This window comes from Rhodococcus sp. KBS0724 (assembly GCF_005938745.2).
In the GTDB taxonomy this organism is placed as follows: Bacteria; Actinomycetota; Actinomycetes; order Mycobacteriales; family Mycobacteriaceae; genus Rhodococcus_F.
In genome coordinates this window covers 6443895-6461623 of the sequence record NZ_VCBX02000001.1, presented here as the reverse complement: position 1 = coordinate 6461623, position 17729 = coordinate 6443895, and the positions used below count along the sequence as shown (strand labels likewise).

Annotated in this window: 18 protein-coding genes; 17 read left to right on the top strand and 1 reads right to left on the bottom strand. The window is 60.2% G+C overall.

Annotation, left to right across the window (positions count from 1 at the left end):
- Positions 1-336: 336 nt before the first annotated feature.
- From FFI94_RS29770 to FFI94_RS29700, 15 genes are all read left to right on the top strand, one after another.
- Positions 337-930, top strand: a complete 594-nt coding sequence (locus FFI94_RS29770; RefSeq protein WP_138871005.1) for a carboxymuconolactone decarboxylase family protein — start codon at positions 337-339, stop codon at positions 928-930.
- A gap of 256 nt (positions 931-1186) precedes the next feature.
- Positions 1187-2137: an ABC transporter permease gene (locus FFI94_RS29765; protein ID WP_138871004.1), complete on the top strand. Its 951-nt coding sequence runs from the start codon at positions 1187-1189 to the stop codon at positions 2135-2137.
- Positions 2134-3048: an ABC transporter permease gene (locus FFI94_RS29760; protein ID WP_138871003.1), complete on the top strand. Its 915-nt coding sequence runs from the start codon at positions 2134-2136 to the stop codon at positions 3046-3048. Before FFI94_RS29765 ends, FFI94_RS29760 begins: the two co-directional genes overlap by 4 nt.
- A gap of 45 nt (positions 3049-3093) precedes the next feature.
- Positions 3094-4107, top strand: coding sequence for an ABC transporter ATP-binding protein (locus FFI94_RS29755; RefSeq protein ID WP_138871002.1), 1014 nt, complete (start codon positions 3094-3096; stop codon positions 4105-4107).
- Entirely contained in the window at positions 4097-5107 is a 1011-nt protein-coding gene (locus tag FFI94_RS29750; RefSeq protein ID WP_138871001.1) for an ABC transporter ATP-binding protein, read from the top strand. The genes FFI94_RS29755 and FFI94_RS29750 overlap by 11 nt, the downstream gene beginning before the upstream one ends.
- A 555-nt stretch (positions 5108-5662) precedes the next feature.
- Positions 5663-6580 (top strand): LysR family transcriptional regulator, encoded by a 918-nt coding sequence (locus FFI94_RS29745; protein ID WP_138871000.1) that lies wholly within the window; start codon positions 5663-5665, stop codon positions 6578-6580.
- Between the two features lie 155 nt (positions 6581-6735).
- Positions 6736-7644 carry a VOC family protein gene (locus tag FFI94_RS29740; RefSeq protein ID WP_138870999.1) on the top strand — a complete coding sequence of 303 codons (909 nt, stop codon included), beginning with the start codon at positions 6736-6738 and terminating at the stop codon, positions 7642-7644.
- Positions 7641-9125, top strand: a complete 1485-nt coding sequence (locus tag FFI94_RS29735) for an NAD-dependent succinate-semialdehyde dehydrogenase (RefSeq protein ID WP_221937774.1) — start codon at positions 7641-7643, stop codon at positions 9123-9125. Before FFI94_RS29740 ends, FFI94_RS29735 begins: the two co-directional genes overlap by 4 nt.
- Positions 9125-9931 (top strand): fumarylacetoacetate hydrolase family protein, encoded by an 807-nt coding sequence (locus tag FFI94_RS29730; RefSeq protein WP_138870998.1) that lies wholly within the window; start codon positions 9125-9127, stop codon positions 9929-9931. Before FFI94_RS29735 ends, FFI94_RS29730 begins: the two co-directional genes overlap by 1 nt.
- A complete protein-coding gene (locus tag FFI94_RS29725; protein ID WP_138870997.1) occupies positions 9931-10383 on the top strand; it encodes a heme-binding protein in 453 nt (150 codons plus the stop codon). The genes FFI94_RS29730 and FFI94_RS29725 overlap by 1 nt, the downstream gene beginning before the upstream one ends.
- A gap of 111 nt (positions 10384-10494) precedes the next feature.
- Positions 10495-11649: an FAD-dependent monooxygenase gene (locus tag FFI94_RS29720; protein ID WP_138870996.1), complete on the top strand. Its 1155-nt coding sequence runs from the start codon at positions 10495-10497 to the stop codon at positions 11647-11649.
- A gap of 147 nt (positions 11650-11796) precedes the next feature.
- Positions 11797-12147 (top strand): VOC family protein, encoded by a 351-nt coding sequence (locus FFI94_RS29715; protein ID WP_185993347.1) that lies wholly within the window; start codon positions 11797-11799, stop codon positions 12145-12147.
- Positions 12147-13133, top strand: coding sequence for a 4,5-dihydroxyphthalate decarboxylase (locus FFI94_RS29710; protein WP_138870994.1), 987 nt, complete (start codon positions 12147-12149; stop codon positions 13131-13133). Before FFI94_RS29715 ends, FFI94_RS29710 begins: the two co-directional genes overlap by 1 nt.
- A gap of 14 nt (positions 13134-13147) precedes the next feature.
- Positions 13148-13897, top strand: a complete 750-nt coding sequence (locus FFI94_RS29705; protein WP_138870993.1) for a dienelactone hydrolase family protein — start codon at positions 13148-13150, stop codon at positions 13895-13897.
- Positions 13898-14088: 191 nt separating this feature from the next.
- Complete coding sequence (locus tag FFI94_RS29700; RefSeq protein WP_138870992.1) at positions 14089-14469, top strand: Rieske 2Fe-2S domain-containing protein; 381 nt, start codon at positions 14089-14091, stop codon at positions 14467-14469.
- A gap of 65 nt (positions 14470-14534) precedes the next feature.
- Here FFI94_RS29700 and FFI94_RS29695 read toward each other — a convergent pair whose 3' ends face one another.
- Positions 14535-14831, bottom strand: coding sequence for a putative quinol monooxygenase (locus FFI94_RS29695; RefSeq protein WP_138870991.1), 297 nt, complete (start codon positions 14829-14831; stop codon positions 14535-14537).
- A gap of 200 nt (positions 14832-15031) precedes the next feature.
- Between FFI94_RS29695 and FFI94_RS29690 the strand changes: the two genes are divergently transcribed.
- A complete protein-coding gene (locus tag FFI94_RS29690; protein ID WP_221937773.1) occupies positions 15032-16504 on the top strand; it encodes an aldehyde dehydrogenase in 1473 nt (490 codons plus the stop codon).
- Positions 16501-17721, top strand: coding sequence for an L-2-hydroxyglutarate oxidase (gene lhgO, locus FFI94_RS29685; protein WP_138870990.1), 1221 nt, complete (start codon positions 16501-16503; stop codon positions 17719-17721). The genes FFI94_RS29690 and lhgO overlap by 4 nt, the downstream gene beginning before the upstream one ends.
- Positions 17722-17729: the final 8 nt, after the last annotated feature.

The window sequence follows — 17729 nt, the reverse complement described above, 5'->3', positions numbered from 1 at the left end:
TTTCCGGGTTGTACCGCACGTGAACATCCACGAGCGACGGGGCGCATTGTTGCTGAGGGGCGATGCGTCCCGTCTTTTGGCGAACTAGTGCTCTGCTCGAATAGATCGACTGCTCGAGGTCCGAATATCGATGTGAAACAGGTATTTACGACGCCACCGTGCGTGCTCGGGCGCGTGATGGAAGACGACCGATTTCGAACGCTTTAGTTGAGTGGAATAGGGCTGGTTCGGCGGCGCGGCGGATGCCAAAGTGTATTTGCGTCTACTGACGTAATCCACATCACATCGACGTATTCGACGTCATATCGATGAACGTTATTACCCAGGAGGTTTTCCATGCGTCTCACGCCACTTACCGATCTCAACGAACGTCAGGCCGAGATCAGTGCGCGGATCGCAGGTCGCCGTGGCGCTGTTCGAGGTCCGTTCCTCATCTGGCTCCGCAGCCCCGAGCTGTGCGAGAAGGTAGAGGCGTTGGGTGCGTACTGCCGGTTCGAGTCGAGCCTGCCCTTGCGCTTGCGCGAACTGAGCTTGCTGATCGCTGCACGCTTCTTCGATGCGCAGTACTCATGGAATGCTCACGTGGACAAGGCAGTTGAGTCCGGTGTCTCGCGTGAGAGCATCGAACGACTCGCCCGTAACGAGGAGCCGGCATTCGAGGCCGCGGACGAGCAGATTCTGTACCGATTCTCTCAGGAGATTCTCGGCAACCATTTTGTCTCCGACGAAGTCTTCGCGGAAGCGCTGAATGCCTTCGGCGACAACGGACTTGTCGATATCATCGGCAGCCTCGGAAACTTTTCCATGTTGGCGATGCTTCTCAACACCTTCGAGGTTGACCTGCAGCCTGACCGTACCGCACCCTACCCGGACATCGAAGGCTACCGCCGTGTTCAGGTGAAAGCGGCCGCGAGCGCAGGCTCGGCCTAACCCCGGCGACCTCCTCGGGAAGGAAAGCAACGGGGGCACCTTCGTCGACTACTGGGTGCTCCCGCCGCCCCCCGATACGAAGTCCGGAAGGTCAATGATGATTCGAAACAGAGGATCGATGGCGCCCTTATGACTGGCTCGAGCGAGACCAGCTCTCGGCGGACGGACGAGCTATGGCTCACGAAATGACATCGCGGACATCCCGAGAGTCCAACGTCCGGGTAGTTCGTCGCAGGTTGGTAAGGAGAGAAATCCAATGATGCTCTTGGCAAAAAGGATCGGCCGGAGTCTGCTCGTGATGCTTCTCGTCACGATGGCTGTGGTTGCGGTCATGGGCGTCACGCCCGGTTCTGTGGCGCAGGTGATCCTGGGCGAGAATGCCACGCCCGACGCGATCGCCTCGCTGAACAGCAAGCTCGGCCTCGATGTGCCTCTCTGGCAGCAGTACTTGAACTGGTTGGGAGATGCGCTCCACGGGAATCTAGGCACGTCACCTCTCACCGGTCAGTCGGTTAGTTCGGCAATTATCGACAGGCTGCCGGTCACACTGGAGTTGGCGGCGCTGGGGTTGGGGATAGCGCTTGTTGTATCGGTTTTGTTTGCCGTGCTCTGCGCGTCATTTCCCGGAAGCGGACTTGATCGCGGTCTGAATGCGTTGTCGTCCGTTTTCCTCTCGGTACCCGCATTCATTGCCGGCCCGGTGTTGATCTTCTTCTTTGCGATCCAGCTCGGCTTGTTTCCCGTCATGGGGTGGACGCCGATCAGTGAGGGACTCGGGGCCAACCTGAGGTCCGCGTTCTTGCCGGCAATGGCCATCGCCCTCACCGAAATTGCCGCGTTCCATCGTTTGCTGCGCTCCGACTTGATCAGCACTTTGTCCGAGGATTTCATCGCTGCGGCGCGCGCCAGAGGAATGAGTGCCAAGTATGTGATGTTCCGCCATGCACTGCGCCCGTCGTCGTTCTCTCTGATCACCGTTCTCGGTATCAATCTGGGAAGGCTGATCGGAGGCACAGTTGTTGTGGAGACGCTCTTTTCGCTCCCAGGGCTGGGTCAACTCGCAGCGTCGTCGATGATCTCGCGTGACGTGATCATGGTGCAAGGCGTGGTGGCCTTCATCGCCGTTGTCTACGTGCTTGTCAATACCTTGGTCGATCTCAGCTACGGAGTGATCGATCCACGGGTGCGAAGAGGAGTCAAAGTATGATCGTCACGAATCCGGTGCACGTAATTCCGGTCGAGAACCCAGTCGAAGCCCCCGAGGAAAGCAGTCGGAATCTTCCTCAGGTACCGGAAGCGAAAAAGTCGCGTTCGATACTGGTCTGGTTGTCGTTCTTCTGGATTGGGCTGATCCTGCTCCTGGCCGTGTTCGCGGGAATCCTGCCGATCGCGTCGTACGAGCAGCCGATAGGTCTTCCGCGGCAAAGTATCGACTTCGCGTCGCTGGATACTCTGCTCGGTACTGACGCCCTGGGCCGGTCCATGCTGTCGAGAGTTATTCACGGCGCCCAAGTATCGTTGCTTGTCGCGACCATCGCTGGATTGCTGAGTTTTGTCGTCGGCGGTTTGATCGGGCTCCTGGCCGGCTACTTCGGCAAGTGGAGCGACGCCATTGTCACCCTGCTGGCCGACGTGATGTTGGCTTTCCCCGGTCTGATTCTCCTGCTGGCTCTGACGACGATCATGACGCCCAGCGTCACGATTCTGATTATCGGTCTTGGAATTACGGGCATCCCGACGTTCCTTCGTCTCGCGCGGGCGAACACGCTGACGTGGTCGGCGAGGGAGTTCGTCCGGGCAGCCCTGAATATGGGCGCCGGCAACGGCCGCATCCTGTTCAAGGAGATTCTGCCCAACGTCCTGCCACCCCTCGCGGCGTACCTGCCGATCGTGATGGCAACGATGATCGTGGCAGAGGGCTCACTCAGCTTCCTGGGCTTGGGCATTCCGCCGCCGACGCCGTCGTGGGGCGGAATGATCAACGACGGCAAGGATTCCATCGCAGACAATCCGCACTTGGTTTTCATCCCCGCCACGGTGATCTTCTTTACCGTCTTCGCATTGAATCAGATCGGCGACTACCTGCGGCATCGCTTCGACCGATCCATGCAGAGCTGATCGAAGCGTCATGTCCGGTATTTCATCTGAGAGGTTGAACCGCTAATGAGTACTGATCCACTTCTCGCAGTGAGGAACCTGCGCGCGTACATCGGTACGTCACGGGGAATCGTTCGAGCAGTCGACGATGTGACGTTGGACGTCGACCCCGCTCAGTCGCTGGGGGTTGTCGGTGAGTCCGGGTCCGGAAAATCAGTGATGGCACGGGCGGTCATGGGCCTCATGCCCGGACGGTCGGCGCGCTCCGGTGAGGTGTACTTCCAGGGTCGTGACCTGCTGTCGTTGCCGCAGAGCGAACAGCGTGAGGTCTGGGGTAAGCACATTTCCATGGTTTTCCAGGACCCCGGTCGTTCTCTGAATCCGGTTGTCCGGGTGGAACGACAGTTGACCGAGGGTATGCGCAAGCACCTCGGTGTCAGTCGGTCGGAAGCTAAAGGCCGGGCGTTGGGGTTGCTCCAAGAAGTAGGAGTGCCCGACCCGGAGCGGCGTCTGCGGAACTACCCACACGAGATGTCCGGTGGTATGCGCCAGAGGGTCATGATCGCGATTGCTCTGTCGGCCGAACCGGATCTGCTGATCGCGGACGAGCCGACCACGGCACTGGATGTCACGGTGCAGCGTCAGATACTCGACCTGCTGCGCGGTGTTCAACGTGAACGTGGCATGTCGATGATCTTGATCAGCCACGATCTAGCCGTGGTGGCGGGCCGTACCGATCGGGTCGCGGTGATGTATGCCGGGAGACTGGCCGAGATCGGCTCGACTCGAAAGGTATTCGAGGCGCCCAGGCACAGGTACACGCACGCACTGCTCGCTGCCACACCCACGATCGGACACGAGCGGCACACCCCGTTTCAGCTCATTTCGGGTTCGCTTCCGGACCCCACCGCTGTGGCTGCAGGGTGTCGTTTCGCCCCCCGTTGCGCGTATGCAACCGAGGACTGCCGGGCCTCAGGACCGATCATGACGCCGGTGGCTCTGGAGCACGAGGTGTCGTGCTTTCACCCGGTTACCACTGTGGTGCCGGAATTTTCAGGAGGTGAGTTCGTTGGCAGGTAGCGGTACAGCGCATCTGCGCGGGGATGACGCGCTGTTGAGTGTCACGGATTTGGTGGTCGAGTACCACACGAATTCCGGTACCGTTCAGGCGGTGTCGACGGTGAGCTTCGATGTGCTGCCGGGCGAGACGTTGGGAATTGTCGGAGAGTCGGGATGCGGTAAGTCGACAACCGGTCGCGCCGTGCTGCGATTGGACCACATCAGTTCCGGACAGATCCGCTTCGGCGAACATCGGATCGAGCGAGTGGGCAAGAAACAACTGCGTGAACTGCGTCGCGACATGCAGATGATCTTCCAGGACCCCGTAGCGTCGCTGAATCCTCGTCGGCCGGTCAAAGAGGTTGTAGTCGAGGGACTCTCCATTGCTGGATCGAATTCTGACGAGAAGTCAACGGCCGCGGAGGGGCTACTGAACCAGGTTGGGTTGGGAAGCGAACGATTCGCGGACATGCTTCCTCGCCAGCTGTCCGGCGGACAGGCCCAGCGCGTGGCGATCGCACGGGCATTGGCTTTGCATCCTCGCCTACTGATCTGCGACGAGCCGGTCTCGGCACTAGACGTATCCGTTCAAGCACAAATCCTCAACTTGTTAGAGGAGTTGAAGAGAAAATACGACCTTACCGTCGTCTTCATCGCCCACGATCTCGGAGTGGTCCGTTCCTTCAGCGATAAAGTAATGGTGATGTACCTGGGTAAGGTGTGCGAGTTCGGGGATTCCATTGAGCTCTACGATAATCCGGCCCATCCGTACACGAGGGCTCTCCTCGACTCGGTTCCCCTGACCGATCCCGATCGTGCGTTTGCCGGCCCTGCGCTCGAAGGTGATGTGCCCTCGCCACTTGCGCCACCGCCAGGCTGCAGGTTCCAGACGCGGTGCCCCAAGGTGCAGTTGCGCTGTGAGAGTGAAGAACCACAGATGCGTGAGGTTCGCCCAGGCCAGTTCGCGGCGTGCCACTATCCGCTTGACGAAACGGATGCACGTCCACTCGTCGCCAGTTGACCGTGCGGCATAGCCCTGGGATGGAGGATGCCGACCTTTCTGTGTATCTGGTGTGAGGTTTCTGTGTGCGACCGTCCACCGCGACGGATTGTCGTCGCGGTGGAGCGTATGAGCGAAGGTGCCTCGATCTCACGTCGAGTCTTCATTGTGTGGTCTCGGGGAGGGCCTGGATTAGGCGGTGAAGGTCCCGGACCCTTGTCGGCGAGGTGCCGCCACAATCGGGATTCCAGCCTTCTGCGCAAACCTCTCACGGCTGACTCGGAAGTTCTAAATCCAATTGATAACAATATAATTCGTCGCCGATCTGCGTTTTCGATATGAATTAGGCAATTGAGTTCGGGGCGTCGTGTGGCCGCGAGGCGTCGGTGGAAAACACTCGAATCGGATCGAGTCCGCGCCGAGTCTTCTGCGGGCGCAACGACGTGCGTTGGAGGCTCTGAACGCCGTCATCCGAAATCTGTGTACCGGGCGTTTACGCAGTGGGATCTCAGTGAGACTGGATTGTGCCTCGGGAAGATCTCCCTACTATGGTCTGCGACACGTAGAGGAGAAAATATGGACCGCATCACAGTTATGCGAAGTTTTGTAGGCGTTGGTGAGCAGGGTGGATTCAGTCGGGCCGCCCGACAGCTGGGAATTTCGGGTTCGCTTGTGTCGCGGCATGTTTCCGAGTTGGAAAAAGAACTGGGTGTTCGCGTGGTGAACCGCACGGCGCGCGCAGTGAGCCTGACGTCCGCTGGTCGACGCTACTACGACTTCGCGCAGCGAATGCTCCGGGAACTCGACGCCGAGGAAGCTGCGATTCGTGGACTACGTGATCTGGCGGAGGGGCCGCTGGCGGTCATCTGTCCTAAGTGGATCGGCAATCTGGATCTAGGTGAAGCTATCGCAGACTTTGCGGTGGATCATCCCAAGATACAAGTCCGGTTCGAAGTCGGCGGGATGTCGAACCGGGCCTTCGACTTTCTGGATCAAGGATATGACGTCGCCTTTCACACTCGGGATCTACGTGACTCGACGATGCTCATTCGGAAGGTGGCGGACATCCGCTTCGTTCTCTGCGGTTCGCCAGGATACCTGGCCTCGCACAGTCCGCTACTGACCAATCAGGATCTGGGTGAGCATGACTGTCTCCTTCATCCCAACGACCCCGTTTGGCATCTACTCGACTCGGAAGGGCGCGAGTCTCACGTGCGCCCACAGTCCCCGGTGTATTCGTCGAACAGTTACCTCACTTTGCGCAAGGCTGCTGTTCGCGGGCGTGGGTTGGCGCTGCTCCCCGTCAGGACGGTGGCCGAAGATTTGGAAAGTTCTGTACTGCAACAAGTTTTGCCGAGTTACAGCGCCCCCACGCGGGCACTGTATGCCGTTCACTCGCCGGGTGTTCATACATTGCGCAAGGTGCGGGTCTTCCTTGACTACATTTCAGCTTGGTTTGCCAAGAACCCGATGCCGCAACACGCCTCGGTATGAGTCTTTCTTCGAACGATTAGTATGCGCAAACTGCACGCACAGGGCATTGAAGTTGCGGTTCGAGCGCAATACCGTTCACCGTAATCCGTGTAAGCGCAATTGCTTTGCGGCAAGAATCCGTGCCGGGACCGGCGTGGAGTAAGGAGCGCGAATCTGTGGCAATCCTTCGTATCGAGCGTGCACGCTACGGGGTTCAAGACCTCGAAACATGCGTACGGTTCTTCGAAGACTTCGGTCTCACCTTGCGGGCCGCGGATCGGATCGGCGCCGAACTGGTCACTCGCGTCGGTCAAGTAGTGGAATTGCGGCGCGAGGATGACCCCACACTTCCACCGGCAGTGGAGTCTGGGTCGACGTTACGTGAGCTTGTGTGGGGCATCGATACTCAGCAGAGTCTGGACAACGTGATCGAGGACCTGCGACGTGACCGCGTAGTCGAGGTAGACGCCGACGGTGTGGCGCACACTCACGACGAGACCGGCTTCGGGCTGGGCTTGGCGGTGGCCGACATTGTCGAGCCTCCCGTGACCACGGACGAAACCAATCGCTATGGTGCAGTGAAGCGTTGGAATGTACCGACGTCCCCGACAGATCAGGTGTTCCCGCTGCGGATGTGTCACGTTGCGTGGAACATACCCAAGGACGGGCACCGCGAGGCTGTTGCCTTCTACGTGGACCGGCTGGGTTTCCGAATCACCGATGACGTACTGCCGATGGGTACCTTCATGCAGTGTGAAGGTGACGACGATCAGCACAACTTGCTGTTATGCCACCGACCCGACCGGGCCGGTATCAACCACATTTCCTACGAGGTTCGCAACTTCGACGAAGTGATCCTCGGCGGGAACCAGATGATCGAACGCGGCTGGCGCGAGGCCAGGCGTCTGGGACGTCATACCGTCGGGTCCAACGTATTTCGATTCGTCCATGCACCCTGCGGGGGCCGCGCCGAGTATGCCGCGGACATGGACCGTGTCGACGAGACCTACACAACCCGCGTTCACGAGGTCACCCCTCCACATCACCGCTGGACAATGTTGACGAACAAGGATGGCGAGTCATGAGTCAAAGCCTTTCCCCGACTGCTCGAGAACCCGAGACAGTCGAGAGTATCTACCCCGAAATTGCGATGTACATCGATGGACGCTGGACCGACGGGAGCGGTTCGCGCCGTGAGCCGATCGTCAATCCCGCCACCGAAGAGATCCTCGGTTACGTGCCCCTGGCCGAGAAGTCGGACCTCGATGCCGCTCTGGCGGCGGCCGAGCGAGGTTTTGTGGTGTGGCGAGACATGCCGCTCGACAAACGGGCACACATCTTGCACCGAGCTGCCACTCTTCTGCGCGAGCGGTCAGCGGAGATCGCGCGCATCATGACTATGGAGCAGGGTAAGGCCCTCCCCGAAGCTCGAGGAGAACTCGCCGGGGTTGCAACTACTTTGGACTGGAATTGTGAAGAGGGGTTGCGAGCGCATGGCCGGATCATCCCTCGCGGCCCTGGTGAAACGCTGAGCGTCGTGCGTGAGCCGGTTGGTCCGGTTGCGGCGTTCACGCCCTGGAACTTCCCAGCCGGGAGCCCGATGCGCAAGATCGCGGCGTCGTTGTCTGCGGGCTGCTCGATCGTGATCAAGGCGTCGGAGGAGACACCGGCCACCGCGTGTGAGCTCGTGCGATGCTTCGAAGACGCAGGGCTGCCCGGGTCTGTCCTGAATCTAGTTTTCGGTGTGCCGGCTGAAGTTTCCGAGCACCTGATCCCGTCGCCGATCGTCCGCCTCGTCGCCTTCACCGGATCTGTGCCGGTTGGCAAGTCGCTCGCGGCCATGGCCGGGGCGGCCATGAAACCGTCGATGATGGAACTTGGCGGGCACGCTCCGGTCATTGTCTGCCCGGATGTCGATCCAGTTGCTGCGGCGCGCTCCAGTGCGCGGGCGAAGTTCGCCAACGCCGGTCAGGTGTGCACTTCCCCGAGCAGGTTCTTCGTGCACGAGAGCCTCTTCGAGAGCTTTGTCGACGCCTTTGTTCTCGCAGCAGAGCAGATTACGGTGGGCAACGGTTTGACCACCGGGGTGCAGATGGGTCCGCTTGTCAACGAACGACGACTGTCGTCAGTCCACAACCTTGTCGAGGATGCTCGTCGACGTGGCGCGAAGGTTCTCACCGGAGGCAATCGACTACCGGGGCCCGGTTTCTTCTATGCACCCACGGTTTTGACCGAGGTCCCGATGGATGCCGCAGTGATGACGGAAGAGCCGTTCGGGCCGATTGTTCCGATCATTCCGTACGCGGACCTTGATGATGCTCTGCGCCTGGCGAACTCGCTACCATTCGGGTTGGCCGCGTACGCCTTCACACACCGGGCCGACACGGTCGACGTCCTGACCCGCGGACTTCAAGCCGGAATCCTGTCCGTCAACCATGCCGGTGGTTCGGTGCCTCAGGCACCGTCGGGTGGATTCAAAGAGAGCGGATTCGGTCGAGAGGGCGGGTCGGAAGGGCTCGACGGCTACCTCGTCACCAAACGCATTTCCCACCGGATGGCGATCTGATGCGTTGGTGCCGAATCGAACTCGAGGGAACGACGCGTCACGGTTTCGTCTCGGACGACGTCATCGAAATCGTCGAGGGTTCGCCGTTCGGGGTATATCGGTCGACCGGTCAGGTCGTATCGCTCGAACGCGCAGTATTTGCGCCGCCGGTTATTCCGTCGTCGTTTCTCTGCGTCGGAATGAACTACACCAGTCACATCAAACATGCACAGCTGCACGGAATGTCCGCCACCGAGATTCCGACGCGACCCGAGGTTAACTATCGGGCCTCCAGTGCGCTGATCGGGCACCGACAGCCGATCGTCAAACCGTCGGACTGCGAGGGACGCTTCGAAAGCGAGGGTGAACTTGTCGCTGTGATCGGTCGCAGTTTGCGACGGTGCACGCGTGACGAAGCGATTGACAGTGTGTTCGGCTGGACAATCGGAAATGATGTGAGTGCCAGAAATTGGCAGCACGCTGACCGGTCGTTCTGGCGGGCCAAGAACAGTGACACGTTCAAGCCGATGGGGCCCTGGATTGCAACGGACGTCGATCCGATGCACTCACGCACCGAGGTGCGGGTCAACGACGAAGTTCATGCTGAATTCGATACAGGTGCAATGATCTTCGATCCATATGACTATCTGGTTGAGCTTTCGAAATACGTTACCGTCGCCCCCGGGGACGTGCTGTGGATGGGAACCGACGCCATGGTCGGGATGTCGCCGGGAGACACGGTCGATATCTCGATCTCCGGCATCGGCACATTGAGCAATCCGATTGTCAGTGAAGTGTCGCCGACGGCGGCACGGAAGGAGCAGTAATGAGGCTCGAATTCGCCGAGGCGCGAGTGATGGTCGATCAGGCGCGTGAGCACGCGGCTGGTGTGGGCAAGGCATTGAGTATTGCAGTGGTCGACTACGGCGGATTTGCCGTGCTGGTAGAGCGAATGGACGGTGCACGCCCGATGACGCCGAGTATCGCTCTGTCGAAAGCGTATTCGGCTGCAGTTATGCAGCGGCCGACCTTCATGCTGAAGGGCTGGAGTGAATCCGACCCGGTCTTCTTCTCTCAAGTCGGCCGGATGGGTCACCATCCGATCGTGGCCACGAAGGGTGGATACGCTCTCAAGCGCGACGGCGAGATCGTCGGCGGAATCGGCATCTCCGGTGGAACCGCAGATGAGGACGAAGAGATTTGCAGGGCGGTTGTATCTGCTGCGGGATTTTCGCTGGAGTTCGCTGCCTGGGGTGGCGCGCCAGTCGCCGAGCGCTGACCTGTATTCGACTGTGCGCGAAAGCTAATCATTCGAAATCAGGTAGGGCGGAGTGGGGTACGCGCGCTCTAGGCTGAAGAGAATCCAAAGGGCAAAGGAAGGTAGGCGAACGTGACTCAAGAGAATCGTCCCGGCGACGGGCGCGGGCACATCCTGGTTGTTGGTGCCGGTATCGGCGGTCTGTCCACGGCAATAGCACTGCGCGGCGTCGGATATGACGTCCATGTGGTCGAGCTGAAGCCGGATATGCATTCGTCCGTCTTCGGCGTCGGCATTATCCAGCCCGCAAATGCCCTGCGTGCGTTGGACGCTATCGGTCTACTCGACGATTGCCTTGCGGCCGGCCAGAGCAGTCCCGTCTGGGGCACCATGTGCGATGTGCAGGGCAATGCGCTGGTGGAGATGGCGGGTGCCAAGATCGAGAACTACCCGGCAATGAACGGGATCGGCCGGCCTAAGCTGCACCAGATCCTGACCCGGCGCGCTTTGGCGGATGGTATCCGCATCGAATACAGCAAGTCGATCGAAAAGTTGCTACCCGGTGACGATTACGTCGAGGCCGTGTTCACCGATGGTCAACAGGACAACTACGAACTGGTTGTCGGCGCTGACGGTGTACGTTCGGAAGTGCGCCCTTACGTTCTTCCCGAGGGTGTGGAGCCCCGGTACAACGGGCAGTCGGCGTGGCGCGTCAACTTGCCTCGTATTCCCGAGATCGATCGCATCATTCTCCAACGTGGCCCTTCGGGCGTCGCGGGATTCGTTCCGATTGCCCCGGATCTTGCATACTTCTGGCTTAACTACGCGTGCCCGCAGGGGTACCGTCCGCCGGCGGATCAACTTCACGTCGTCCTGCGCGATCTTCTCAAGGATTACGGCGGGTTGACCGCATGGGTTCGCGACAACCACCTCAACGATCCTGCACAAATCGTGCTGCGCCCGGAGGAGTACCTGATCGCTCCGGCGCCATGGCACAAGGGTCGCATCGTTCTCATCGGTGATGCCGTACATACGGTGACGCCGCACTTGGGGCAGGGCGCGGCTCAAGCGATCGAGGATGGTGTGGTTCTGGCAGAGGAGCTCGAGGCAAACGGCGCAGACGTCGAGAAGGCGTTCGAGGCTTACGTCGGTCGCCGTTTCGATCGCTGCAAGCTGGTTGTCGAGTCGTGTGTCCAGATCGGCGAGTGGCAGCAGCATCCCACTCCGGACGCGGATCAGCCGGGCCTGACACAGCGCGTCATGGAGGCGATGGTCGCTCCGCTGTAATGCGGGCGTTTCGCCGGGCCACGCGCTCCAGAAATCAGTTGAACGTTAGGTAAAGCGCGACAGGCGCTTTCGGCATTGCTCATTTCTCATCAGAAGAAGAGGTAGGAAATCATGGCAACGAAATCGGTATCCCACAGCCTTCATCACGTGAACTTTCCCACGAGTGACCTCGAGGTGACCGAGGAATGGTACGGCAGGGTTTTCGAAATGACCCGCGTCCACCCCGTTAAGCCGCCGCCTAAGGGCACCATGCTGCTGACCCGCGGTAACTTCGATCTGCACTTCCGGCCGGTCGAGAAGGGCCAGGAGCAGACGGGTCTCATTCACTTCGCGATCGAGGTCGACGACTGGGACGAATTCCTCGTTCACCTGGACAAGGTGGGAGAGGAATACATCGTGGAGCCGTACCGCGGTCACGACTTGTCCCAGACCGGCAGCCTCGTCGATCCCGACGGCCACCGCGTCGAATTCACCTGGCATCCCGATCGCACCTGGTGATGAGCGGAAAACCTGTGGTCCGTGTCGGATTCGGCGACTACGACCATAATCGCGATTTGTGGACCGGTGGTGTTGTCGTACCCGAGTGCGAACTCGAATGTACGACGCTCGCCGCACCGGAGGAGATCTTCTCTCGCTTCCTCGCAGGGGAGTGGGACGCCGCCGAGATGTCGTTGGCCGTGTCGACGGCACTCCGCGGCAAGGGCTATGACTCGCTCGTGGTTCTGCCGGTGTTCCCGGCGAGGGCCTACCGGCACGGTTCGATCTACGTCAGAGCCGATGGTCCGCAGGTACCCGCGGATCTGAGCGGTCGGCGAATCGGAATTCCGGTGTGGGGCCAGACAGCTGGTGTGTATGTCCGCGGTCTGCTGGCATCGGATTACGGCGTCGACTTGAAGTCGATCAGGTGGGTTCAGGCGGGTGTCAACGAACCGGGACGCACCGAGCCCGTCGACCTCGACACGAGTGATTTCGATATCACCGCTGCCCCCGAGTCCTCGCTCGATCAATTGCTGATCGACGGCAAGGTGGACGCCGTGATCAGTGCGCGTCCTCCGGAATGCGTTGTAAATAGGGATCGTCGGGTCAAGCGGCTCTTTCCCAAGTACACGTTCGACGAGATGGCTTACGCGGAGAAGACCGGGATCTTCCCGATCATGCACACGTTGGTTCTCCGTCGATCCGTATACGAGGCAAACCCGGAGATCGCCGACGGACTGATCAATGCCTTCACCGAGGCGAAGAACCGCTCTATCGAGCGGTCGATGAGTCTCACCGTACCGAGCTATCCGTTCCCGTGGAGCGGGGCGCATGCGCAGCGGGCAAAGGGATTGTTGGGCGCCGACTTCTGGCCGTACGGGATCGAGGCCAACCAGCGAAGTCTGGATGTGTTCCTGGAATACTGTGCTGCTCAGTCGATCACGCCACGAAGGTTGACCACCAGCGAACTGTTCGATCGAGAACGGTCGACTTCGATTCACGCCTGATTAAGGAGAACAAAATGTGTCATGCGGAGGTTCCTGAAGGTCAGGTAACACCGAATGTCGATCGCCAGGACATCGCGATCTCGATCGGCGAGAACGTGGACATGCCGGCGACGCTCTTCAGTGTCGACAGCGGCGGTCCCGGTATCGTGCTCAATACCGATATCCATGGTCCGAGCCCGTTCTACATCTGCCTGGCGTCGCGGTTGGCTGTTGCCGGATTCTCGGTTCTGTTGCCGGACTTCTTCTTCCGTCAGGGGCCCGCTGCGGGTCCCGATCTGGAGAGTGCGTTCGCGCGGCGTAAGAGCTTGGACGAGGCCCAGACTGTTCGTGATCTAGACGCCGCGACGACGTGGTTGAAGGACAAGATCGGTGGCGATCGCGTCGGCTCGCTCGGATTCTGCATGGGCGGAACGTATTCGCTCGATCTAGCGTCTCTGCGTGACGATCTGGTGACGGTGTCGTACTACGGATTCCCGGAACCGCAGGCGACTCTGGTGATGCCCCCGCCGCGCCCTCTGGATCTGGTCGACGACCTCAGTGGACCGGTCCTGGCTTTCTGGGGCGAGGATGACCATGGAATCGGGGTCGAGGTTCCTGTCAGGTACGCAACGCGCGCGGAGAAAGTCAATTCCGAGTTCTCCTACGAGATCGTTGCCGGCGTGGGCCACGCGTTCCTGGGCCATTCCCAGCTGGACGATCCTGAAGACACCGGTGCAAAGACGTGGAAGCGGACGATCGAGCACTTCCAGCGTCACCTCGTGTAGGCGTGAGTCGCGTCCACACGAATTCAGACGTGCATGTATGAACTGAATACCGACAGGTTCTCGGTCCATCCATGCCGACCCGGACACCACGATCGGGCGGTGCACACCGTACCCGCTGCCTCATCGTTCGGTTGTGGTGTCTGTAGTCGCCGGCCTCGGTCGGGGCTGACGACAGTTGTGAGGAGCCTGGGATGAGTGTGCCTGAAACTGACGGAGAACACGTAGCCGGACGGCTGGTTCGCGTCGGCACGATCGCTCAGTTCGTCGAGAGAAATGAACGCGTGGTCACGACCGTCGGCGGAGAAGAAATTTTGGTTCTCGCGGTCGGTGAGACGATCTATGCGGTCGGTAATCGATGCACCCATCTACCGTTTCGACTGGCCCAAGGTCCGCTTGTCGAAGAATCCGTCGAGATCGAGTGTCTTTTACATCAGGGCCGATTCAGCCTCGAGACCGGTGAGGCCACGAGAAGGCCATGCAGAAAACCCATTGCGACATACCGAGTCGTCCAGGTCGGTGATGACGCGTATGTGGACGGCATGCGGCGCATTCTTTCCGATCGAAACCTGTAATCTGCTGTGCAGCACAATCATCCCCTCCCCGATAGTTGTCGGAGAGGGGATGCTCATGTCCGTGGTCAGTGTGGCTCGAGTGGAACAAGATCATGTCGCACACGGCTTTCCAAGTTCGGCAACACACCGCCCCGAAGATGGCGCTCGAAGTGGGGCGACGCGAGATGTGCTTCGAATGCAGACTCGTCCACGTACTCCTCGAAAATGAGAAACTCGGCGGGATCGACAGATGAGCCGTTGACGCGGTAGACGATATTCCCCGGCTCAGCCCGGCTGGGTTCGACCATGTTGCGCAGGGATTCCGTTACCGTGTCGATAGCCGACTCGCGAGCGCGGTAGTGAGCGATCAATACGAATGTCATAGGTGTTCTCCTCGAATGTCCGTCAAGTTGTTCGTCTACAGATTGACCTGTCCGCCGGGGTAGCGCGAGCACGCAACGCGTCGTGAGTGGTGATTCTTAGCTTGCGAATTCAGTGCTCCTCTTTGCTATTCGGTGGCCGTAGCATCCATTTCTGTAAGTCCCGAAACTATGTTCGGGACCTAGTTGAGAGGACGATCGGTTTGACGATTCAACCCAGGCTTCTGCCCAGTCTTGTCGCCGGTGAATGGCGCCGTCCGGATGAGGACCGCACATTCGAGGTCGTCAATCCAGTGGACGTCCGTATCACCGTCGCGCGCGTCGCGGCCATGACGGCCGCAGAGGTGACCCAGTTGTACGACGCCGCCGCGGTGGGTGCCGACGTGTGGCGGAACACCCCCGTGCTGGAGCGGGCTCAGATCATGACCAAGGCTGCCGATTACTTGCGTGCCCGTGCCGCAGAGATCACAAGCGACCTGGTCGCCGAAATGGGCAAGACGTCCGGTGAGGCTGCTGTAGAGGTCGGAAAAGCGGCAGATTTCTTCGACTATTACGCCGGCCTGGCGCGATTGCCACAGGGCCAGATACTTGCCGATGCGCGCCCGAATACCGTGACGAGTGTGCGCACGGAGCCCGTTGGCATCGTGTGCCTGGTCACGCCCTGGAACGACCCACTCCTGACACCGGCCAGAAAGCTTGCCCCCGCGCTGTATACGGGAAATGCCGTTGTTCTCAAGGCAGCCAGCGAAACTCCCGTTGTCAGCATGCACCTCGCTCAGGCGCTACATGATGCCGGACTGCCGGCGGGTGTTCTCGGACTGGCGAGCGGAAAAATCGCCGAGATCGGCGACGCGCTTCTCGACGATCCACGAATCAATGCGGTGAGCTTTACCGGAAGCACGTCGGTGGGTCGGTCGATTCAACGACGTCTCGCTGGTCGTGACGTTCGACTGCAAACGGAGATGGGTGGAAAGAACGCCGCGGTTGTCCTTGCTGACGCCGATGTGGATCTGGCTGTCGCCGCTATCGCCGCGGCTTCCTTCGGGCAGGCCGGTCAGCGATGCACCGCAACGAGTCGTGTCGTGGTGGACGCGGCTGTGGCAACAGAGGTGATCAGTGGAATCATTGCGGCTGCTGCGGCAGTTCGACTGGGACCCGGCGATGCCCCGGCGACGGCAATGGGTCCACTGGTGAGCAAGAGGGCCCAGGCCGATGTTCTGGCGCATATCGAGCGTGCCCGAGAGAGTGGGGCCGAGGTTGTCGTCGGTGGGCACGGACTGTCCGCCGAGATCGCCGAGCACGGTTGCTGGGTTGCGCCCACGGTTGTCACCAATGTCGAACGCTCCATGCCGATCTGGACCGACGAGGTATTCGGTCCGGTAGTGGCAATCGCGGTGGTCGACGGCATTGACGCCGCAGTGGCGGCGGCTAACGACACGACCTACGGATTGGCTGCATCGGTGTTCACGTCGTCGATGAAGAATGCACATTTCTTCGCGGATCGACTCGAAGCCGGCCAGGTTTCGGTGAACCATCCGACGACCGGGTGGGACGTGCACATGCCGTTCGGGGGCTTCGGAGAATCCGGCTCGGCGTTCAAGGAACAGGGACTCGAGGGGCCACGCTTCTACACGCGGGTCAAGACGGTGGCGATTCGGACGGACGTGGAGCGATGACCGAGGGATCGCGGCGCGCCGGCATCGTCGGCGGAGGGCTGGTCGGCCTTGCAGTCGGGCGACAACTCGCTCTCGACGGTTTCGACGTGACGGTCTTCGAAAAAGAAGCGGTTCTGAGTGCGCACCAGTCGGGCCACAATTCGGGAGTGGTTCACTCGGGAATCTATTACACCCCAGGGTCTCTCAAAGCCACGCTGTGCCGACGCGGTGTTGACCTCCTCAAGCAGTTCTGTGCGGAACACACACTGACCTACCGCGAAATCGGCAAGGTTATCGTGGCGCGAAACGAAGACGAGATTGCGCCTCTGCGAGATTTGCAGGAACGCGCACGGCTCAACGGTGTTCCCGATGTTCGTTGGCTCGGGCCGGAGGAACTTCGCGAAATCGAGCCGAATGTCGCGGGTATCGCAGCGCTCCATTCTCCGACAACAGCGATCGTCGACTACCCGGCCGTGGCGCATGCAATGGCAGCGGACATCGTTGCCACCGGTGGGCAGATCAAGCTGCGCACCAAGATTCGCGATATTCAGATGAACGGCGCAACGGCATCAATTGTCACAGACGCGGAAGACTCGTACGAGTTCGACCATGTAGTTCTGTGTGCCGGACTCCAATCCGACACTGTGGCAAGAGCTGCCGGCGATGTAGCCGGACCGGCAATCATCCCTTTTCGCGGTGAGTACTTGAGGCTCGTGCCGGCGCGAAACGGCTTGGTGAACGGCTTGGTGTATCCGGTCCCGGATCCCGCCTATCCCTTCCTCGGTGTCCATTTCACCCCGCGTGTCGACGGCGCCGTGGATATCGGACCGAATGCACTTCTTGCGACCGCCCGCGAGGGGTATCGCCGTCGTGACGTGAACATACGCGAGTTTTTCGAACTCTTGCGGTGGCCAGGGTCGCGAAAGCTCTTCCGCCAGCATTGGAAAACAGGAATCCACGAGATGCGAGGGTCGTTTTCGACGGGCGCCTACGTCAAGGCCGCGCGAGAATACGTCCCTGCCTTGACCGTTCAGGATGTCGTGCGGGCCCCGGCCGGCGTGCGGGCCCAAGCCGTCGACGCCGATGGGACTCTGGTCGACGATTTCCGGATCAGCAGGCTCGGCGCGGTGACGGCTGTCCGCAACGCTCCGTCGCCGGCCGCGACGTCATCTCTGGCCATCGGTGAATACGTTGTAGCGCAGATGTTTACACCTGATTCCGGCGCAAATACTAATTAACGAGAATA